The sequence below is a fragment of the Bradyrhizobium sp. ISRA464 genome (genome assembly GCF_029910095.1).
Lineage (GTDB): Bacteria > Pseudomonadota > Alphaproteobacteria > Rhizobiales > Xanthobacteraceae > Bradyrhizobium.
This window is the reverse complement of the sequence record NZ_CP094526.1, coordinates 489,360-509,556: the sequence shown is the minus strand read 5'-3', so window position 1 is coordinate 509,556 and position 20,197 is coordinate 489,360. Positions and strand designations below refer to the sequence as shown.

Below are 20,197 nucleotides of genomic sequence, written 5' to 3'. Positions count from 1 at the left end.
CGCGCCGGCTAATCGATTTCGGTCGTTATTTGGAAACGCGCGTAGCGCGCAGGAGGGACTCCATGTTCAAGCCGTCCGGACATCTGGCCGCCGTCGTTTCGATCACGACCATCGGCGCCGCGCTGTCGTTCGCGTCACGGTCGGCTATGGCAAGAGCAAGCTGAAGGACCCGAGCCAGACGCCGTCGGAAGTGAACCGCCGCGTGCAGGTCGTGAACATGGAAAACAAGGCCTCCGCGTCCAAGTGATGGGCGTGGCATGCCATATTTTTGCGGTTACAATGCGTCCCGCACCCCGGCGGGACGCATTTGCATTTGGGGCAAGCCCAAGGCAAACGAAGAGGCAAACGAAAAGGCAAACGTGAAAGCAAGCCCGAGTGACCCGCCTCACATGATGTCAGAGCATGATCCGAAAGAATGGATACCGGGACTGCGCGCACCCGGACAGCGAGGTGACGAGCGGGATGAGGTTTCGACAGGCGCATGCGACGCGCCAAGTTCTGGGTTGATCCGGCGATGAATTTTCCTCAGTACCTCAGGCCAGCGCTTGGAACGGTCGTCCTTGTCGCCCTTGGCATCGCCTATTATTCGTTCGAGCTCCGCTCCCACCCGGAAGCGAAGGAGACGCCCGGCCAGGCGCTGGTGGTCGTGACCAAAGCGACCAATGCCTGCTTCTCCGACATGGTCCGCGTCACCGGATTCATCGTGCCGCGCCGCGAGGCGCAGGTGAATGTCGACCAGGAAGGCTCCAAGGTCACCGAGGTCCTGGTTCGCGAGGGCGACGCCGTCACCGAGGGCCAGGAACTGGCGCGACTGACTCCGCCGCCGCAGCAGGCCGCCCAGGGCAATACCAAGCCGATCGTGCTGCGTGCGCCGGCGACCGGGCTCGTCACCGAGGTGCGCACCGCGGTCGGCGCGCCGGCCTCGCCGCAGGCCCCTCCCATGTTCAAGATCTCCGTCAACAACGAGATCGAGCTCGACGCCGAGGTGCCGGGCTTCCAGCTCCTGAAGCTCAATCCGGGCGCCACGGTGCGAATCAGCCGGGACGATGCGCCTGATATGGTCGGCAAGGTGCGCCTGATCTCGCCGCAGATCGACCGCACCACCCAGCTCGGGCATGTCCGCATCTCCCTGAACAACAACCCCACGCTCAAGGTCGGCATGTTTGCCCGCGCCAATATCGACGCCAAGCGCTCCTGCGGCGTCGCCGTGCCGCGCACCGCGATCGACCGCCTGACGCTGCAGGTCGTGAAGGGCAATACGATCGAGACGCGCAGGGTCCGCGTCGGGCTGACGTCCGACACCTCGACCGAAATCCTTGAGGGTCTCGACGTCGGCGAAATCGTCGTGGCCGACGCCGGCACCTCGCTGCATGACGGCGACCAGATCAAGACGATATTTGCCGAAGACCTCGATCGTACGCGGACACGCTAATGGCTTTGAACATCTCGGCATGGTCGATCCGGAACCCGCTTCCCTCGATCGTCTTCTCGATCATCCTGCTCTTGCTGGGCTGGGTGTCCTTCACCAAGCTCGCGGTGACGCGGCTGCCGAGCGCCGACATTCCTGTGATCTCGGTTGCGGTCTCGCAGTTCGGCGCAGCACCTTCGGAACTTGAATCGCAGGTCACCAAGACCATCGAAGACGGCGTCTCCGGCGTCGAGGGCGTACGCCATATTTCATCGTCGATCACCGACGGCCTGTCGGTCACCACGATCCAGTTCGCGCTGGAGACCAACACCGACCGCGCGCTGAACGACGTCAAGGACGCAGTCACCCGCGTGCGCGCCAATCTGCCGCAGAACGTCACCGAGCCGCTGATCCAGCGCGTCGATGTGATCGGCCTGCCGATCGTGACCTATGCCGCGATCTCGCCCGGCAAGACGCCGGAGCAGTTGTCCTATTTCGTCGACGACGTGGTCAAGCGCGCGCTGCAGGGCGTGCGCGGCGTCGCGCAGGTCGAGCGCATCGGCGGTGTCGAGCGCGAGATCCTGGTCTCGCTCGATCCCGACAAGTTGCAGGCCGTCGGCCTCACCGCTGTCAATGTCAGCCAGATCCTGCGTGGCAGCAATGTCGATCTCGCCGGCGGCCGCGCCGAGATCGGCAAGAACGACCAGGCAATCCGCACACTCGCCGGCGCCAAGACCCTGAACGAGCTCGCCGGCACCATGATCCCGCTGTTCGGCGGCGGCGAGGTGCGGCTCGACGACCTCGGCACCGTCACCGACACCATCGCCGACCGCCGCACCTTCGCCCGTTTCAACGGCGAGCCGGTGGTGGCGCTCGGCATCAAGCGCTCCAAGGGCGCCAGCGACGTGGTGGTCGCGGCCGCCGTGCAGAAGCGCATCGACGCCCTGAAGGCTGCCTATCCCGACGTCGACCTCAAGCTGATCGACACTTCGGTGGAGTTCACCAAGGGCAATTACGAAGCGGCGATCTCGACCCTGTTCGAGGGCGCGATCCTCGCCGTCATCATCGTGCTGTTGTTCCTGCGCGACATCAGAGCCACGATCATCGCCGCGGTCTCGCTGCCGTTGTCGATCTTCCCGGCGTTCTGGGCGATGGACATCCTCGGCTTCTCGCTCAACCTCGTCTCCTTCCTCGCCATCACGCTGTCGACCGGCATCCTGGTCGACGACGCCATTGTCGAGATCGAGAACATCGTCCGCCACATGCGGATGGGCAAGACGCCTTATCGTGCCGCACTTGAAGCTGCCGATGAGATCGGCCTTGCGGTGATCGCGATCTCGCTGACGATCATCGCGATCTTCGCGCCCGCGAGCTTCATGTCCGGCGTCGCCGGGCAATTCTTCAAGCAGTTCGGCATCACCGTCTCGGTGCAGGTGTTCTTCTCGCTGCTCGCCGCGCGCTTCGTCACGCCGATGCTGGCCGCCTACTTCCTCAAGCATCATTCGCAGGACGAGCCGCCGCCGGGCCGCATCCTGCGTGGCTACCACAGCCTCGTCACCTGGTCGGTGAAGCACCACTACGTCACCGTGCTGATCGGCTTTGCGATCTTCGCTGCATCGATCTGGAGCATCACGCTGCTGCCGCAGGGCTTCCTGCCGGCGCAGGACACCGCACGCTCGCTGCTCGCGATGGAGCTGCCGCCGGGCTCGCAGCTTGCTTATACCGAGAAGGTCACCGAGGAGATCGTGGCGCGGTTGCGCAGGCGGCCCGAGGTACGAAGCGTGTTCGTCGACGGCGGCCGGGTGCCGCCGGGCACCCAGGAGGTGCGTCGCGCCGCACTGATCATCAACTACACGCCAAAGGCCGACCGCAAGATCACGCAGCGCCAGCTCGAGCTTTCGATCAGCAAGGAGCTCGAGAACGTGCCGGATATCCGGTTCTGGTTCCTCGACGAGAACGGCCTGCGCGCGATCTCGCTGGTCGTCACCGGCACCGACAGCAACATCGTCAACAACGTCGCCAGCGAGCTGGCGACGCAGATGAAGCGGATCCCGATCATCGCCAATGTGATCTCGGAGACCGCGCTCGACCGGCCCGAGCTGCGCATCCACCCGCGCGCGGAACTCGCCGCGAGGCTCGGCGTCTCGACCGAGAGCCTGTCGCAGACCATCCGCGTCGCCACCATCGGCGACGTCGGCCCGGCGCTGGCCAAGTTCGACGCCGGCGACCGCCAGGTGCCGATCCGCGTGCAGCTCGAGGACAATGCGCGCGGTGACCTGAAGATGCTGCAACAGCTGCGGGTGCCCCTCGGCCAGCATGGCGAGCGCGGCGGCGTGCCGCTGTCGGTCGTCGCCGACATCAAGCTCGACCAGGGCCCGACCAGCATCAACCGCTACGACCGCGAGCGGCAGGCCACGGTGGCTGCTGACCTCGTCGGCAATGCCGCGCTCGGCGACGCCACCAAGCTGATCTACGACCTGCCGGTCATGAAGAGCCTGCCCAAGGGCGTGAAGGTCAGCCCGTCCGGCGACGCCGAAAGCCTCAACGAGCTGTCCGACGGCTTCGCCACCGCGATCACCGCCGGCCTGATGATGGTCTATGCGGTGCTGGTGCTGCTGTTCGGCACCTTCCTGCAGCCGATCACCATCCTGTTCTCGCTGCCGCTCTCGATCGGCGGCGCGATCGGGGCGCTGCTGTTGACCGGCAAGCAGCTCACCACGCCGGTGTGGATCGGCATCCTGATGCTGATGGGCATCGTCACCAAGAACGCGATCATGCTGGTCGAGTTCGCCATCGAGGCGATCCGCGGCGGCAAGACACGCGAAGAGGCGATGATCGACGCCGGCATGAAGCGCGCCCGTCCGATCGTGATGACCACCATCGCGATGGTTGCAGGCATGACGCCGTCCGCACTCGCCTTCGGCGCCGGCGGCGAGTTCCGCTCGCCGATGGCGCTCGCGGTGATCGGCGGTCTCCTGTTCTCGACACTGCTGTCGCTGGTGTTCGTGCCGGCGATGTTCATGGTGATGGACGACATCGGCGCCCTGATCTGGCGCTTCAGCAAGCGGCTCGTGGTCTCGCACGCCGACCACGAGCTCCCCCCGAACGACGATCAATCCATGCCTCCATCCAAGGGACCGCCGGACGCGATCTCGCCTGCGGCGGAATGATGGCGCAATCGCGGCGGCGCTGAAAGCAAAACCCCTGCGGTCAACGGGAGGACCGCAGGGGTTTGCAGATGGATGGTGTGAGGCCAGCAAGGCTGGGTGTCACCCCAAGGACCCGCATCATGATGAAAGCGGCCGCGACCGGTTCCCGCAAGCATGTCTTTTGGGCAATCGCACACGTCCTTACGCAAGCAGAACGCGCAGGACACTTCGATCATCCCGCACGCATTGCAATGCCGTTTAATCGTTGCGCGCCACCGCGGTCAGCTTGGGCATGTTCTGCAACAGGATGCGGCCGCGCTGCAGGTCGAGAATGCCGTCCCTGCGCCAGCTCTGGAGCTGCCGGTTGACGCTCTCGCGCGCCGCGCCGACGAAGATGCCGAGCTGCTCCTGCGAGATGTGCACCTCGGAGCCGAAATCCTCGGCCAGCGCGCACAGCCGCCGCGCCAGCCGCACCGGCAGCGGCTGCAGCACGGATTCCTCCATCCGCTCGCCCTGCCAGCGGATGCGCTGGCACAACAGTTCGATCAGCCGCACCGCGACCTTCGGCTCGCGCTCGAGGAAGCCGACAAAGTCCTCCCGCCGCAGCACGAACAATTCGCTGGGCTCGCCCGCGGTCGCGTCCGCAGTGCGGTCCTGGCCGTCGAGGACCGCGACCTCGCCGAAGAGATCGCCGGGTCCCATGAGATTCAGCGTCAGCCGGCTGCCGTTGGAGGCGCCGGTCTCGATCCGGATCTGGCCGCGGCGAACCCCGAACAGGGCGTCGCCGGGATCGCCCTTCTGGAACAGCACCTCTCCGGTCGCGAGCTGCTGGGTGTGGCAAAGGCCCGAAAGCCGCTGCAATTCGTCCGCGCCCAGATCCGCGAACATCGGGTTCATCTTCAAAATGACCGCAAATTCGGCCTGTTTGCTCATGGTACTGCCTTCCAGATCAAATCCCAGCGGTCCGGCAACGCCGGTTAGCAAAGTTCCCCCTCATGGGAGTGTGTCAGAGGTCACATAAGTTCATGCTGGTGACGGATTATTTTTCCGGCGGTTGGAGCCAACTCCCGTTTCGGGGATAATCCCGGTTGGTCGGCCTTGTCCGTCCGATGCAACCGAACCGATGCCGCTTGCCCGGTCTGGAATGACGACATGAGAGCACTGAAATTTGCCGGGGCTGCGATCGCCGCCGCGGCCGTGATCATCGCGCTGCTCGGGGCGTTCGGGATCCCGTCCGGCTTCCTGACCTCGGCGATCGCGGAGCGGATCGAGCGTGAGACCGGCTACAAGGTCGCGATCAATGGCAGCGCCAGGATCGCGCTTTGGCCGACGGTTCACGTCACGCTGAACGACGTCGTGCTGCAGGCCCCGAAGCAGCGCGACGTCAACAACCGCTTCGCCGCTGATAGCATCGAGGCCGAGACGACGCTGTCGAGCCTCTGGTCGGGCCGGCCCGAGATCACCGACCTCGTCATCGTCAGGCCCGTGGTCAACCTGCCGCTGCAGCGCGAGCGGACGCGTGACAACAATCCGCCGGCGCAATCCGCCTCGTCCGACGACACGGGCACTGTGTCGGTCAGGCACGTCAGCATCACCGGCGGCACCATCGTGCTCTCCAATGTCCATGACCATGTCGAGGACCGGATCGAGACGGTCAATGCCGACGTGACGGTCGATGCCGACCGAAAGCTCGTGGTCACGGGCAACGCGCGCGCCAGCGACAAGCCGCTGAAGTTCGAGATCCGCGCCACCGCGCCTCCGCCGCCGCTGGAGCGGCAGAACGTGCCGACCGAATTCAACATCGATGCGCCGGGCCTCTTGCCCGCGGCGATCAAGGCCAATGTCGAGCTGCGACTGAACGGCACGGTGATGATGTTCAACGGCGTGTCCGGCACGCTCGGCGACGGCGGCTTCACCGGCTGGGCCACGGTCGATTTCGCCAGCAACAAGCCGCTGGTGAAGCTCGATCTCGACTTCCGGCGAATTTCGATCGCCACGACGCCGAGCCAGCCCGGCACGGCGTCGGAGCCCTGGAGCAACGCGCCGATCGACCTCAAAGTGCTCAACTATGTCGACGCGCAGGCCCGCATCTCGGCGGCGGAGCTCGTGATCGGCGACGGCCGCTTCGCGCCGGCGGCAATCGATGCCTCGCTCGCGAGCGGCGTGCTGAAGGGCCGGCTCAGCAATCTCGGCGCCTATGACGGCAACGCCAACGGCGACCTCACCATCGACGCCACCACCAACAATCCCAACTACGCGCTGCGGCTCGATCTCAACGGCGTCCGCGCGCTGCCGGTGCTGAAGAACCTTGCCGGGTTCGACAAGCTCGACGGCCGCATGGAGGCCAAGCTCGACCTGCACTCGCAAGGCGGAAGCGAACGCGCCATCGTCGCCGGTCTCGGCGGCACCGCGCTGGCCGCGTTCCAGGACGGCAAGATCCTCGGCCTCAACGTCGCGCAGATGATCCGCAACCTCACTGCCAGCCCATTGTCCGGCTGGCAGGAGAGCGCGGAGCTGTCGACCGATCTCAGCCAGCTCTCGGCCTCCTTCAAGATCGACAACGGCCAGGCCGTCACCACCGATCTCGACCTGGTCGGCCCGCTGGTGAAGATGACCGGGGCCGGCACCATCGACCTCAACACCAGGCAGATCACCTTCCGCGTCGAGCCGCAGCTCGTGATGACCACCGAGGGCCAGGGCCGCGCCGGCAATCCGGTCGGCTTCGGCATTCCCGTGATGATCGAGGGGCCGTGGGCGGGCCCGCGGATCTATCCGGAGATGCAAGGCATCCTCGACAACCCCGAGGCGGCCTATGCCCGGCTCAAGGAGATGGGCAAGGGCCTGTTCGGGCCTGGTGGCGCCGGCCTCAGCGGGCTCTCCGACCTCCTCAACGGCGTGCAGGGCGGCCACGGCACCACGCAGCCCAACAATGGTGGCCAGGCCCAAGGCGGCGGCGAGAGCCAGAACAACCCGCTCGGCGGACAGCTTGGCGAGGCCATCGGCAATCTGCTGCAGCAGGGGCTTTCCACCTTGAACCAAGGTAATGCAACACGCGGAAACCAAGGCTCGACTCAAGGCCGCAGCGCCGATCCCGCCCCGCCACCGTCGCCGCCCGATCCTGACCAGCGGGGCGACAATCCGGCGATGAACGACATCCTGCGGCAGCTGTTCAACCGCTGACAGTCCCGCACAAGGGTTTTAATCCCCCGCGATCCTCGCCGCGGAGATTCTCAGCTGGAAGGGCGAGCCGAGCGCGAAGGCAACGGCGGCGGAGTGAGCGGAACCCGCGCCGGCCCGCACCTTGTATTCGCGGAAAAGATGTGTATATTGATGGAATTCGATTAGCCGTTGTGCCTTGTTGAATGGTCAGAGCGGCCCTTTTCCAAAGAACATCGTGAGTTGAATCGATGACGCGCAATCTTGCGCAACACATGCGCATATGCGCGTTTTGGAGAAGAGAGATGCCGACAGGTACTGTGAAGTGGTTCAACGGCCAGAAGGGCTTTGGTTTCATCGAGCCCAGCGATGGCAGCAAGGATGTGTTCGTTCACATCAGCGCGGTCGAGCGTGCCGGTTTGTCCGGCCTTGCCGAGGGACAGAAGGTCTCGTTCGAAGTGAAGACCGACAAGATGCGCGGCAAGACCAGCGCCGAGAATCTCACGCTGGTTTAAGCCCGTTGCGTGGGCATGATCCGTTTGGAAAGCCGCGACGCGGTTTTCCGGATTATGCCGTATCGTCATTCCACGGATGTACTGGGATGACGTGGCGACCCGCTCGATCCCCACGGATTGGGCGGGTTGCGGCATGTCTTCTTGTGCGTGATCTGCCGGAACACTGCGTCCCGCCGTTGCCCGGGACGGGCGCGGCGTTTGCGCCGAGAATACGCTTTTGAAAGGATGCCGATGACCGCCAGGAAGCCGAACCTGTCGCCCGCAAGCCTTGCGAGGGCCGACCGCCAGCGGCTTGCGGCCGAGGAGGGCGCGCGCGCGATGGCCGAGGTCGAGCGCGAGGCGCTCGCCGTGCGCAAGAACATGGAGCGGCTGCGTGCGCTCCGCGAGGCGCGCGACGCCGAAGCGGCGAGCGATGCGGCGCCTGCCTCATCCGCGCCCCGGCCGAAGCTCGCGCGCCGCGTGAAGCGGATCGTGCGTTAGTCCGATTCGATTTTCAAACAGCGCGGGATGTGAGTGCGCGGCCTCGCGACGCGATGCGCCCGAGCTGTGCGACCAGATCACCCTCTCAAGAAATCGGAGGGCGCAGGGAAGGCCGGGCGCCGATTGCACCCGCGGCCTCCTGTGCAATAGGAAAGCACAGGAGTTAGGAACCACAGGTTCAACCGGATCATCCGGCCTTCCCTGCGCAATGGTGTTACGGCTTACTTCGTGCTCTTCCCGGCGAGACTAGGCTTGCTTGTCACCGCCCTCCGCGCGACGCGTTCGCGTCAAGCGGACGGGGCACCTGCCACTGGGGCGCCAGAACCACACGACTTCACCGTCCGCCGGCCTGCGCATTCGTCGGTCGCGCCGCCAGCGTCCATCGCATCCCGCCGCACGTTCGTGACGATCGCGATACGCCCCTCTTGCCGGGCGGGACGGCGGGAGTTGTAGAGCTGAGTTGGGGGAGGAGTCAAGAGAAATTCTGAAAAGCAGAAGTCCGAAAATTGACTGCACCGAGTTGTGCTGCGAGCGCTCCGTGAGTTGCGCAACAGTAATCGCGTCACGGATCGAGATCATGCGCCTCAAGGGTCGCACTCACGCGAAAGCAAGCGGCCACAGCAGCAGCCTCTGCGCTGGTTGCTCGGCTCTCCATCTGCTAGTCAAGGGAGCGCATGTTTGGGAAATGTCCGCCGATGCCGCCACGCTTTTCGCGCTCTTCGACTCTAGCTGCCGTCGCGCTGCTCCTGCTCGCAGCGCAGCCGGCGCTGGCCGCTGATAACACGGAGGCGATGCCGAAGGGCGCCGCCGTCACCGTGCTGAAGGCTGCGAAATACTGCTTCGACAATATCGTCGAGGTCTCGGGCCTCGTGACGGCGCGCGACGAGCAGCAGATTCGGCCTGATCGGTTTGGGCTGAAGGTGGCGGAGGTGATGGCCGATCCCGGTGATGCCGTCACCGCGGGCCAGCAGCTGGCGCGGCTGACCGACGGCACCAATGCGATCAAGCTCACCGCGCCGGTGGCGGGCACGGTCTCGGCCTCCACGGCGATCGTCGGCGCGCCGGCTTCCGCCAAGGGCGAGGCGCTGTTCACGATCACCACCAGGAGCGAGTACGACCTGGTCGGCATGGTGCCGACCCGCGACATCACCAGGCTGAAGACCGACCAGACCGCGCGGGTCACCGTGCTCGGCGCCGGCGAGATCGACGGCAAGGTGCGGCTGATCGCGCCGACGGTCGAGCCGAACAGCCAGCTCGGCCAGGTGTTCATCGCGCTAGCCACCGACCGGCGGCTGCTGGTGAATTCGAGCGGCCGCGCGCAGATCAAGACCGGGCAGAGCTGCGGCGTCGCGGTGCCGCTGACCGCGATCCTCTATTCCACCGCCGGCACCGTGGTGCAGGTGGTGCGGCGCGACCGCGTCGAGACGCGGCGGGTCGAGACCGGGCTGATGTCGGCCGGCCAGGTCGAGATCCGCGACGGCGTGCAGGAGGGCGAGATCGTGGTCGCCCGCGCCGGCGCGCTGCTCCGCGAGGGCGATCCGGTGCGGCCGGTGGCTGAGGGGGCGGACGCGAAGTGAGAGGACGACAGCGGACGGCATGAGGTGAGCACGGCTGTCTGGCTCCCTCTCCCGCTTGCGGGGGAGGGCCGGGGTGGGGGTCTACCCACGAGTCATATTGAGGAGAGAGCCCCCACCCGTATTGCATCTATCGATGCAATACGGCCTCCCCCGCAAGCGGGAGAGGCGACGCGGAGTTCGGGGAAAGAGCCGGCCCTAGCCGCCGAGCTTGACGTCTTCCAGCAGCGACGAAGACACCTGCGGCACCTGCTCGCCTTCCGAGGCACGAGACACGGCGATGCGGGTCTTGTTGAAGGCGGCCTCGACGCCGGCCTGGGTGTTGAGATTGGTCAGGAGCTCCGACACCAGCACGCTGTTCGCCGTCCTGGAATCGTCGGCGACCTTGCCCGGCGCGGCCGAGGTCAAGACCAGCGTATTCTCCGGCGGGCTGATCGGGGCGAGCCCGTGCGAATAGGCGCGGAAGCGGCGCTCGTAGGGATTGCGCCTGGAGGCATCAAGCACGACGAGCTTGGTCTTGGCGCCCTGCTCGTTCATCGCATCGAGCACGGATTCGACGCTGACGCCGACGCGCTTGACGTCGGATTCCTTCCAGATCGTGGCGTCGACCGGGATCATGTAGCTCTCGCGGCCGACCTGCACGCCGTAGCCGCCGAAGAACAGCATCACGACGGTGCCGGGGCGGATCCTGGCCTTCATCCGCTCGACCGCGCGGACCATGTCGTCGCGGGTCGCGTCCTCGACGACGTCGACATCGAAGCCGTCGTGGCGCAGCGCGGCCGACAGCGTGCGGGCGTCGTTGATCGGCTGGGCGAGCGGCGCGGAGGCGTCCGGGTAATGGCCGTTGCCGATGATCAGCGCGAGATGGGACGCGCCGGTGGTGACGGCGCCGGTGGCCTGCTCGGTGGTAACAGCCTTGGCGGCGTCGAGCGAACGCTTGTTCAGCGCGGCATGGGCGCCGATCGCCAGCGACACCGTGCCTGCCAGCGCCACGGCGACCGCAATGGTGCGGCGGGAAATGCGAAGCTGCCTAAGGTTCATGGCGTTCCTAGTCCCAATCCTCATCCCAAGGCGCTCAACATGGCCGCGCCAGTTAGTCGCGTTCGATCCGGTCAGGTTTAATGGGGTTGCTTACGTGTGTGCCGGTGAGTTCAGCTCTATTTGCGGCATCGCAACAAACAAACCCTTAACCCGAGCGGGCGCCGGGAGCAACCCGTTTGGCGCATGGGGCCGATCGGACGCGACTATTGACGGCGTCCGCCAGCCGTTACGTGACCTCGGTCACATTTGAGTTTCTCGTGGATTCATGTAGCCTTCCCAAAGGCTTGCGGGCTTTTGGGGCGGACCACGGAAACATCGTCTGCCATGACGGCGTTAACCGGTTCCTTGAGAAAGAGTTTCATGGGCTTTCACAGGATCGCGGGGGCGGCGTGCCGGGCGCTGACGGCCAAAAAGGACGGCCCGTCGCTGTACGACGTCTGCGACCCCCTGCTGCTGAAATACCAGGGCGGCGACGCCCATCTGGGACAGTTTTACCGGACCGCGCTCGGCAATCCGGCGCTGCGGCCGCTGCTCCGCCGCACCGGCGTCCCGGCGCTGAAGGATCCCGCGCGGCTTGACCGGCTGCGCGCGGCGCTGACCGCCGCCCGCGACGACGCCACGCCGGACTGGGCCGCGATCGGCGCTCCCGTCGCCGAGCTGATTGATGGCATCGATGTGCGCCACCCGCAGCCGCCGGCCGCCGCGGCGCCGGGGCGCGCACCTGACATGGCCGAGATCGACCGGGTGATCCGCAGCTGCGGCGCGCATCTGCTGCGCTCCTTCGCGAGATGCGGCTTCATCCCGACCTATGCCGCGTTCAACCTGCTCGGCGATGCCGACATAAGCGGGCGCGAGATGCTGATGGCGCTCACCGGCCTGAACGCGCGCGGCTACAAGAACTCGACGCTGCTGTTCTCACTCGCCCGCATCTTCATCGCGCATTCGCCGGCGCGCGCGCTGATCAATCCGCCGTGGCGCGGCATCGCCGAGCCGATGTGGGAGCCGGTGCAGATCCGCCATCGCTCGGCCTATTACGACGCGTTCTTCACCGAGGCCCTGCTCGGCTTCCTCGAGACCGGGCTCGCGTCGTCGGATCAGACCAAAGCTGCGCGGCGCGCGATCTCCGACATGGTGGACTTCTGCCTGAAGACCAGCGCCGAGGAGGTGCCGTCGCATGACGGCTCGGTTGTGAAGGTGATCACCGCGCTGGCGCCGGGGCGGCATCCGCGCTTCTCGCGCTTCTTCGCCCAGATCAAGCAGGATCTCGGCTTCGGCATCTATGTGCCCGACTGCGACACCACGGCGTGCTCGTTCTCCGCCGCCACGCAGGCGGGAGCCGACGATCCGATCCTCGCCCAGCCGCTGGTGGATTTCTACCGCGGCTACCAAGTGCGCTCCGGCGCCAACGAGCCGCGCGTCACCGTGCCGCTGAACGATAACATCGATTATGAGGGCGGCGTCGTCACCTGGATCGACAATCTCGACGGCGACCGGCCCTACGGCAACGACCTCGATCCGACGCTCAACCTCGACATCCTCGAGGTCTCGTTCCGCAACCTTAAGCGCTGGAACATCATCGAGACGCCGCAGCGGCTGGAGACCCTGCATCGCATCATCGCATTCCAGAAGCGGCTGGTCGAGAGCGGCGCGTTCAAACATCCGCGCTCGCACATCTACTATCTGCCGGAGCTCTATTCGGCCTATTTCGGCCGCTGCTACGCCGCCTTCATCGCGCTGCCGCTCGCAGCCCAGCGCGTCATCGATCCCGGCAACGTGTTCGCGCTGATCCGCGCCCGCGTGCTCGGCTACGTCATGAACGAGCTGATCACCCATGAGATGAACCCGTTCGACGCCGCGCTCGCGCTGATGGCGCTGGCGCATCTCAACGCCGAGGTCGCAAGCTTCACGCCGGCGTTGCACTGCATCGTGCAGACCATCGGCGAAGGCGGCCGCCGCGGCCCCTACAGGGCCTATGAGTGGAACAAGATGAAGACGCCGACGCGCATCCTGGTCGGCGGACCGGAGGTGACGTCGGCCTTCGTGCTGATGGCCCTGGCGCTGGCGCGGAAGCGAATGGCTGCCTCGTAGGATGGGTGGAGCGAAGCGATACCCATCGATGCACGGGGACAGATGATGGGTTTCGCTGCGCTCTACCCATCCTACGGACCGTCGAGGAGGCGAATGGCTCATTCGTAGGGGGATGACGTGAAGTTGAAACCGGCTGCAACACAACGCCACTGGCACCGCTGCCCAATTGCCCGCACAATCCGTGGGCAATGAGATTTGAACGCTCAAGTCCGCGCCGGGATTGCCAATGCTCAAGACGTTGCTCACCGCTGGCCTGCTGTTGTCGCTGCCGACGCTGGCGCACGCCGCCGACATCACCGGCGTGCCGAAGATCCGCGACGGCGACCAGGTGATGATCGGCAGCGTCCGCATCCGGCTCGGCGGCATCGACGCGCCGTCGACCGACCAGCTCTGCCTCAACACCAAGGGCGAGCGCTGGACCTGCGGCGTGGCCGCGCGCGACGCGCTGGTCAAGCATGCCGGCAACAAGAGCTGGACCTGCCATGCCCGCTCGGTCGATCGTCGCGGCCGCACCATCGCGCGCTGCCAGGTCGACGGCGAGGACATCCAGAAATGGCTGGTCGGCAGCGGCTGGGCGCTGGCCAACCCCCACATCTCGCACGACTACGAGCCGGACCAGAAGGCGGCGCGCGAGGCCAAGGCCGGGATGTGGCAGGGCGCCTTCATCGCGCCGTGGGACTGGCGCGTGCGCAACAAGAAGACGCCGGTGCTCGGCGCCGCGAAGGTGCCGGACAGCGCCCACGCGATCCTGCTCGCGTCGGCCTCCGGCCCAGTCGCGCCCTCGCCCGACTGCACCATCAAGGGCAACGTCAACCACTCCGGCGAGTGCATCTATCACAAGCCGACCAGCCGCTGGTACGCACGGATCGAGATGAAGATCAGCAAGGGCACGCGCTGGTTCTGCTCGGTCGAGGAGGCCGAGGCCGCCGGCTGCCGCGAGACGCGGCGCTGACAGCTTGATAGATGCGAGTGCTTTCTGGCCGCATCGACGGCGCACCCCCTCTCCCGCTTGCGGGGGAGGGCGGGGGTGGGGGCTTTCTCTACGAATCGCATTGCGGAAAGAGCCCCCACCCGCATTGCATCTGCGATGCAATGCGACCTCCCCCGCAAGCGGGAGAGGTGAAGAAAGCCCGCGGATGGATTGCATCAGGCCAACGCCGTGACCGACATCGAGCTCGCCCCGCACGCGGCGCACAGGCGCCACCGCATCCGGCGCGTCGCAATGGCGCTGCTGTTCGTGCTCGCGACCTATCTGATCGCGGCCTATCTGGTGCTGCCGGAGCTCTGGAAGCATTACGAGCACCAGAAGGGCCTCGCTGATCTGCCGATGGTGACGCGCACCGCGCAGGGCATTCCCGGCGATCCCCTGAATGTCGGCCTGATCGGCGATCTCACCGATGTGGTCTGCGCAATGCATGAGGCAGGATGGTATCCCGCCGATCGGATCACGCTGAAATCCTCGATCGAGATCGTCGGCAGCGTGCTGCTCGATCGACCCTACAAAGACGCGCCGGTCAGCAACCTGTTCTATCTCGGCCGGCGCGAGGACCTCGCCTTCGAGAAGCCGGTCGGATCGAGCGCGGATCGCCGCAACCATGTGCGCTTCTGGAAGGTGCTCGCGTCAGGCGAGGAGAAGCGCCCGGTGTGGCTCGGCGCCGCGACACTCGACCGCAGCGTCGGCGTCAGCCACTACACCGGCGCGGTGACTCATCACATCGCGCCCGACCTCGACGCCGAGCGCGCGCTGCTCGCAACCGATCTGGAATCCGCCGGTCTGGTCACCGCGAAATATCAGGTCACCGGGATCGGTCCGACGCTCGCCGGCCGCAACGGCGGCGGCGATCTCTATTACACCGACGGCGAAATCTGGGTGCTGCGCCTGGTCGAGGCCTGCAAGAAGCATCATGGCACGGTCGAACAGATCCCAAGCCCGGCCGCGACCGCATTCAAGGACCAGGTCTGGCACGCCGTCGTCGACGCGATCGGCAAATAGGGCAGCCGTGTCCCGCACTTTTCGAAGCTCTGGATTGCTTCGCCATGCTCGCAATCGCGGGCCTGATCGCATATCTTCCTCACCTGATCCCTCACACGCTTGATTTGCGCGTTTTACCCAAGGAACAAGAAGATGACCGTTCGCGCGGGCCGGGAATTTCTGGCCATCCCCGGGCCCACCACGATGCCTGATCAGGTGCTGCAGGCGATGCATCGCCCGGCCCTCGACATCTACTCCACCGAGATGGTCGAACTGACCGAAGGCCTGCTGCGCGATCTCTCGAAGCTGTTCGCCACCAAGGGCAAATCCTACATCTACATCTCCAACGGCCACGGCGCCTGGGAGGCGACGCTCTCGAACGTGCTGTCGCGCGGCGACAAGGTGCTGGTGCTGGAGAGCGGCCGCTTCGCGATCGGCTGGGGCATGGCGGCGGCCGCGATGGGCGCCGAGGTCGAGGTGCTGAAGGGCGACTGGCGCCGTGCCATCCGCCCCGCCGAGGTCGAGGCGCGGCTGCGGCGCGACAAGGAGCACGCCATCAAGGCGATCCTCGCGGTGCAGGTCGACACCGCCTCCGGCGCCTACAACGACATCGAGGCGATAGGCAAGGCGATCAGGGCCGCGGGTCATCCCGCGCTCTTCATGGTCGACACCGTGGCCTCGCTCGGCTGCACGCCGTTCGAGATGGACAAATGGGGTATCGACGTCGCGATGAGCGGCTCGCAAAAGGGGCTGATGACCCCGCCCGGTCTCGGCTTCGTCGCCGCCAACGACCGCGCGTGGGACGTGCACAAGAAGGCGAATTTGCGCACACCCTATTGGGACTGGACCGAACGCGAAGGCAGCGAGCACTACCGCAAATATGCCGGCACCGCGCCGGTGCACCTGTTGTTCGCACTGCGCGAGGCGATCAACATGCTGCACGCCGAAGGGCTGGAGAATGCTTTCGAGCGGCACCGGCTGCTCGGTGAGGCGGTACGTCGCGCGGTCGCCGTCTGGGCCGAGGGACAGGTGCTCGGCTTCAACATCACCGAGCCCGCCGAGCGTTCCAACACGGTGACGACCGTGACCGTGAAGGGCGCCGACCCCACCGCGATCCAGCGCTATGCCAAGGAGAAATGCGGCGTGGTGCTCGGCACGGGCATCGGCGACCTGCAAGGCCAGGCCTTCCGCATCGCGCATATGGGCCACGTCAACGCACCGATGGTCCTGGGCACACTCGGCGTCGTCGAGGTCGCGCTCAACGCCCTGCAGATTCCGCACGGCAAGGGCGGAACCGACGCCGCGGTGCAGTGGCTGGGCGAGAACGTAAAGGCGTAAACTATCCGCCGCGGGTCCGACGTCGCGGACGCACATGCTCGACCCGTCATCCTGAGGAGGCCGCGGCGCGGCGCAATTGCGCCGCCAGGCTCACATCTCGGGATGACGGATTGCGCGTGACGCATTGCTGAGGAAGCATCGACACTTTTCGCTGTCATCATTTTCCGCTTTACTGCCGGCAACAGCCGGGCACTGATCCCTGCGAAATAACGAGAATGGAGGGACCGCTTGGCGTCGGTGGAATTACGCGGCCTGGTCAAGCAATTCGGATCGTTTGTCGCGGTCGATGATGTCTCCCTCACGATCGATCATGGGCAACTGGTCTGCCTGCTCGGGCCATCCGGCTGCGGCAAGACCACGACGCTGCGGCTGATCGCGGGCTTCCTCGAGCCGTCCGACGGCGAAATCCGCGTGGGTGATCGCGTGGTCTCCTCGAAGGTGCGCACGCTGCCGCCCGAGCAGCGCAACATGTCGATGATCTTCCAGAGCTACGCGCTGTGGCCGCACATGACGGTCGCCGAGAACATCGTCTATGGGTTGCGGCTGCGCAAGGCCGATCGGGACACCATCGCCAAGAAGCTCGCCGCGATCCTGGCGACGACCAAGCTCGAACCGCTGGCGCAGCGCTATCCCGGCGAACTCTCCGGCGGCCAGCAGCAGCGCGTCGCGCTGGCGCGCGCGCTGATCGTCGGCCCCGAGACGCTGCTGCTCGACGAGCCGTTGTCCAATCTCGATGCCAATTTGCGCGAGGAGATGCGCTTCGAGATCCGCAGGCTGCACGACGAATATCGCTACACCACGGTCTACGTCACCCACGACCAGTCGGAGGCGATGACCACCGCCGACCTGATCGCGGTGATGAATGCCGGCAAGATCGACCAGCTCGGCACGCCCGAAGACATCTACGCGCGCCCCGAATCCGAGTTCGTCGCACGCTTCATCGGCGCAGCCAATGTGATCAGGGGCACCGCGCGCGACGAGAGCCATGTCGCGTTTGCCGGCGCGACGCTGCAGGTGATCGGCGCGAAGCTCGTGGCCGGCCAGACCGTGCCGGTCGCGATCCGTCAGCATGAGATCCAGCTGTCGACGCAGGCGTCCGCCTCGCCGCAGAACACGCTGAAGGCCACGGTGACGCGGCAGGTCTATCTCGGCATGAATCGCGATTACATGGTGGAGACAGAGGACGGCACGTCGTTGCGCGTCACCACGCCAACCGAGACCGCGGTCGACAAGGGCAGCGAGGTCTGGCTGACGCTGCCGCCAGAGCGCTGCCGGGCGCTCAGCCGATAACAAGAAACGGAGGGACGCGATGCGGAAGCAAATTTCCAGACGCGATGTCCCTAATTCATTGCCGTTCGCCGACCGGCTGGCCGGCTTCCTTTGTACCTGCGCATGCACCGAGTGCTGCCCGGTGAAGTCGACGAAGAACTGCTGGGTCTCGCGGGTGCCTCGCCCCGCTTGCGGGGAGAGGCCGCCGCGCATCGCAAGATGTGCGGCGGGTGAGGGGGAGTCTCCGCGCATTCGGTGCCCGCGGAGGCAGCCCCTCACCCCAACCCTCTCCCCGCGAAGAGCGGGGCGAGGGAGCTCAGCTCAGCAAGCGGGGACAACATGACCACCTCCTCCCCCGTCACCAAGCCCCGCATCGACTGGACGCGGCTCGTCCTCTGGCTGTTCGCGGCCGTGCTGATGCTTCTGATCCTGCTGCCGCTATCATGGCTTGTGGTGTTCGCCTTCACCGACAAGGACCGGCACCTCACGCTGCAGAACTTTGCGACCCTGTTCAGCAATCCGGACTTCCTCGATCCGCTGCTGACGACCGCGATTATCGCAGTCACGTCGGCCGTGATCTGTTGCATGGTCGCGGCGCCGATCAGCTGGCTCGTGTCGCGCACCGACATGCCGGGCCGGCAGATCATCCGCGCGCTGGTGACGGCGTCCTTCGTGACGCCGCCGTTCCTCGGCGCGATCGCCTGGGAATTGCTGGCGGCGCCGAATTCGGGGCTGCTGAACCAGCTCTACCGGCTGTTCGCGGGCGAGGACGCGGACGCGCTGTTCAACATCTATTCGCTGACCGGGATCATCTTCGTGATCTCCTGCTACACCTTCCCGTTCGTGTTTGTGCTGGTGGCGAATGCGCTCGACACCATGCCGGGCGAGCTGGAGGACGCCTCCGCGATCCTCGGCGGCAACGCCTGGACCACGGCGCGGCGGGTGACGATCCCGCTCGCCCTGCCCGCGCTGGTCGCGGGCGCGCTGATCGCGTTCCTGCAGGCGATGACGCTGTTCGGCTCGCCCGCGATCCTCGCGCTGCCAGCCGGCTTCCACACCATGACGACCAAGATCTGGAGCCTGTTCCAGTATCCGCCGAAACTGGAGCTCGCCGCCGCCGCGGCCGTGCCGCTATTGCTGCTCACCATCCTCCTGCTGCAGGGGCAGAAATTCCTGCTCGGCCGACGCAGCTATTCGGTGATCGGCGGCAAATATGGCGCGCCGCGCCGGGTGGAGCTACGCGGCTGGCGCTATGTTGCACTCAGCTTCTGCCTCGTGGTGCTGCTCAACCCGGTGTTCCTACCCTATCTGGCGCTGCTCAACGCCGCACTCTCGCCGAACGCCACCACGCTGGTGACACCGTCGACGTTGACCCTGCACAACATCGTCTTTGTGTTCACCGAGCTGTCCTCGACCCAGCTCGCGCTGAAGAACACCGTGATCCTCGGCACCGCGACCGCGACCATCGGCACCATCCTCGCGCTCGTGATCGCCTATGTCACCACGCGCCGGGTGATCGCGGGCCACCGCCTGCTCGCCTTCCTCGCCACCGCGCCGGTCGCAGTGCCCGGCATCGTGCTCGGTGTCGGCCTGTTCCTGAGCTACACGCGCCCGCCCTTCGTGCTCTACGGCACGCTGTGGATCCTGCTGCTTGCGTTCCTCACCATCAATCTACCCTCGGCCTATCAGCAATTGCAGGCCGCGTTCGCGACCATCCACCCTGAGCTCGAGGAAGCCAGCCGCATCCTCGGCGCGACCCGGCTGCAGGCGCTGCGCCAGATCACCGCACCCTTGCTGCGCACCGGCGTGATCGCGACCTGGTGCTTCATCTTCATCGGCGTGATGCGGGAACTGTCGGCGGCGATCGTGCTGTTCACCTCGCAGACCAAGGTGCTGTCGGTCCTGATCTACGACCTCAACGAAGGCGGCGACCTCGCCGCGATCGCGGTGCTCGGCATCGCGATGCTGGTGATCACTTTCGCCGTGGTGCTGGCGGTGAACCAGATCCCGATGTCCGGCGGCAATGCCGGGGCGAGGCTAAGGAACACGTAGGTCTAACCGCTGTCATTGCGAGCGAAGCGAAGCAATCCATCGTTCCCCTCGGGGATAGAATGGATTGCTTCGTCGCTTCGCTCCTCGCAATGACGACGGAAACCGGGCGCTCGCCCATCTGGCAATCGCCACATTCATCCCGATATAAGGCGGAA

14 protein-coding genes and 1 pseudogene are annotated in these 20,197 nt (G+C 65.9%); 13 read left to right on the top strand and 2 right to left on the bottom strand.

Features of this window, described 5'->3' with window-relative positions:
* Positions 1 to 133 precede the first annotated feature (133 nt).
* The 3 genes and pseudogenes from MTX19_RS02390 to MTX19_RS02380 all read left to right on the top strand — a co-directional run.
* Positions 134 to 247 (top strand): annotated as a pseudogene (locus MTX19_RS02390) (OmpA family protein); the annotation flags it as partial.
* Between the two features lie 267 nt (positions 248 to 514).
* Complete coding sequence (locus MTX19_RS02385) at positions 515 to 1,432, top strand: efflux RND transporter periplasmic adaptor subunit (RefSeq protein WP_280984667.1); 918 nt, start codon at positions 515 to 517, stop codon at positions 1,430 to 1,432.
* Positions 1,432 to 4,578, top strand: a complete 3,147-nt coding sequence (locus MTX19_RS02380; RefSeq protein WP_280982284.1) for an efflux RND transporter permease subunit — start codon at positions 1,432 to 1,434, stop codon at positions 4,576 to 4,578. The genes MTX19_RS02385 and MTX19_RS02380 overlap by 1 nt, the downstream gene beginning before the upstream one ends.
* A gap of 237 nt (positions 4,579 to 4,815) precedes the next feature.
* On the opposite strand, the gene MTX19_RS02375 is transcribed toward MTX19_RS02380, so the two are convergent.
* Positions 4,816 to 5,490 carry a Crp/Fnr family transcriptional regulator gene (locus tag MTX19_RS02375; RefSeq protein ID WP_280982283.1) on the bottom strand — a complete coding sequence of 225 codons (675 nt, stop codon included), beginning with the start codon at positions 5,488 to 5,490 and terminating at the stop codon, positions 4,816 to 4,818.
* Positions 5,491 to 5,709: 219 nt separating this feature from the next.
* Here MTX19_RS02375 and MTX19_RS02370 point away from each other — a divergent pair, with 219 nt between their 5' ends.
* From MTX19_RS02370 to MTX19_RS02355, 4 genes are all read left to right on the top strand, one after another.
* Complete coding sequence (locus MTX19_RS02370; protein ID WP_280982282.1) at positions 5,710 to 7,737, top strand: AsmA family protein; 2,028 nt, start codon at positions 5,710 to 5,712, stop codon at positions 7,735 to 7,737.
* A 281-nt stretch (positions 7,738 to 8,018) separates the two neighbouring features.
* Complete coding sequence (locus MTX19_RS02365) at positions 8,019 to 8,228, top strand: cold-shock protein (protein WP_280982281.1); 210 nt, start codon at positions 8,019 to 8,021, stop codon at positions 8,226 to 8,228.
* A gap of 231 nt (positions 8,229 to 8,459) precedes the next feature.
* On the top strand, positions 8,460 to 8,708 hold the full coding sequence (locus MTX19_RS02360) for a hypothetical protein (protein WP_280982280.1): 249 nt from the start codon (positions 8,460 to 8,462) through the stop codon (positions 8,706 to 8,708).
* Positions 8,709 to 9,403: 695 nt separating this feature from the next.
* Entirely contained in the window at positions 9,404 to 10,285 is an 882-nt protein-coding gene (locus tag MTX19_RS02355) for an HlyD family efflux transporter periplasmic adaptor subunit (RefSeq protein WP_280982279.1), read from the top strand.
* A 195-nt stretch (positions 10,286 to 10,480) separates the two neighbouring features.
* Here MTX19_RS02355 and MTX19_RS02350 read toward each other — a convergent pair whose 3' ends face one another.
* Entirely contained in the window at positions 10,481 to 11,323 is an 843-nt protein-coding gene (locus MTX19_RS02350; RefSeq protein ID WP_280985823.1) for a caspase family protein, read from the bottom strand.
* A 360-nt stretch (positions 11,324 to 11,683) separates the two neighbouring features.
* On the opposite strand from MTX19_RS02350, the gene MTX19_RS02345 reads away from it, so the two are divergent.
* The 6 genes from MTX19_RS02345 (at position 11,684) to MTX19_RS02320 (ending at position 20,042) form a co-directional block, all read left to right on the top strand.
* Entirely contained in the window at positions 11,684 to 13,411 is a 1,728-nt protein-coding gene (locus MTX19_RS02345) for a hypothetical protein (RefSeq protein WP_280982278.1), read from the top strand.
* Between the two features lie 226 nt (positions 13,412 to 13,637).
* Entirely contained in the window at positions 13,638 to 14,363 is a 726-nt protein-coding gene (locus MTX19_RS02340; RefSeq protein WP_280982277.1) for a thermonuclease family protein, read from the top strand.
* Between the two features lie 270 nt (positions 14,364 to 14,633).
* The gene (locus tag MTX19_RS02335; RefSeq protein WP_280984666.1) at positions 14,634 to 15,404 is read left to right on the top strand and encodes an LssY C-terminal domain-containing protein; all 771 of its coding nucleotides are present in this window, start codon (positions 14,634 to 14,636) and stop codon (positions 15,402 to 15,404) included.
* A 132-nt stretch (positions 15,405 to 15,536) separates the two neighbouring features.
* The gene (locus MTX19_RS02330; RefSeq protein ID WP_280985822.1) at positions 15,537 to 16,721 is read left to right on the top strand and encodes an aminotransferase class V-fold PLP-dependent enzyme; all 1,185 of its coding nucleotides are present in this window, start codon (positions 15,537 to 15,539) and stop codon (positions 16,719 to 16,721) included.
* A gap of 237 nt (positions 16,722 to 16,958) precedes the next feature.
* Entirely contained in the window at positions 16,959 to 18,011 is a 1,053-nt protein-coding gene (locus tag MTX19_RS02325) for an ABC transporter ATP-binding protein (RefSeq protein WP_280984665.1), read from the top strand.
* A 318-nt stretch (positions 18,012 to 18,329) separates the two neighbouring features.
* On the top strand, positions 18,330 to 20,042 hold the full coding sequence (locus tag MTX19_RS02320) for an iron ABC transporter permease (RefSeq protein WP_280982276.1): 1,713 nt from the start codon (positions 18,330 to 18,332) through the stop codon (positions 20,040 to 20,042).
* Positions 20,043 to 20,197 lie beyond the last annotated feature (155 nt).

What these genes read in the sequence shown, in the direction of transcription:
- MTX19_RS02320 (WP_280982276.1), top strand. Translation starts at nt 18,330, where the DNA reads ATGACCACCTCCTCCCCCGTCACCAAGCCCCGCATCGACTGGACGCGG.
- MTX19_RS02345 (WP_280982278.1), top strand. Translation starts at nt 11,684, where the DNA reads ATGGGCTTTCACAGGATCGCGGGGGCGGCGTGCCGGGCGCTGACGGCC.
- MTX19_RS02350 (WP_280985823.1), bottom strand. Translation starts at nt 11,323, where the DNA reads ATGAACCTTAGGCAGCTTCGCATTTCCCGCCGCACCATTGCGGTCGCC.
- MTX19_RS02375 (WP_280982283.1), bottom strand. Translation starts at nt 5,490, where the DNA reads ATGAGCAAACAGGCCGAATTTGCGGTCATTTTGAAGATGAACCCGATG.
- MTX19_RS02365 (WP_280982281.1), top strand. Translation starts at nt 8,019, where the DNA reads ATGCCGACAGGTACTGTGAAGTGGTTCAACGGCCAGAAGGGCTTTGGT.
- MTX19_RS02340 (WP_280982277.1), top strand. Translation starts at nt 13,638, where the DNA reads ATGCTCAAGACGTTGCTCACCGCTGGCCTGCTGTTGTCGCTGCCGACG.
- MTX19_RS02360 (WP_280982280.1), top strand. Translation starts at nt 8,460, where the DNA reads ATGACCGCCAGGAAGCCGAACCTGTCGCCCGCAAGCCTTGCGAGGGCC.
- MTX19_RS02335 (WP_280984666.1), top strand. Translation starts at nt 14,634, where the DNA reads ATGGCGCTGCTGTTCGTGCTCGCGACCTATCTGATCGCGGCCTATCTG.
- MTX19_RS02355 (WP_280982279.1), top strand. Translation starts at nt 9,404, where the DNA reads ATGCCGCCACGCTTTTCGCGCTCTTCGACTCTAGCTGCCGTCGCGCTG.
- MTX19_RS02380 (WP_280982284.1), top strand. Translation starts at nt 1,432, where the DNA reads ATGGCTTTGAACATCTCGGCATGGTCGATCCGGAACCCGCTTCCCTCG.
- MTX19_RS02330 (WP_280985822.1), top strand. Translation starts at nt 15,537, where the DNA reads ATGACCGTTCGCGCGGGCCGGGAATTTCTGGCCATCCCCGGGCCCACC.
- MTX19_RS02385 (WP_280984667.1), top strand. Translation starts at nt 515, where the DNA reads ATGAATTTTCCTCAGTACCTCAGGCCAGCGCTTGGAACGGTCGTCCTT.
- MTX19_RS02370 (WP_280982282.1), top strand. Translation starts at nt 5,710, where the DNA reads ATGAGAGCACTGAAATTTGCCGGGGCTGCGATCGCCGCCGCGGCCGTG.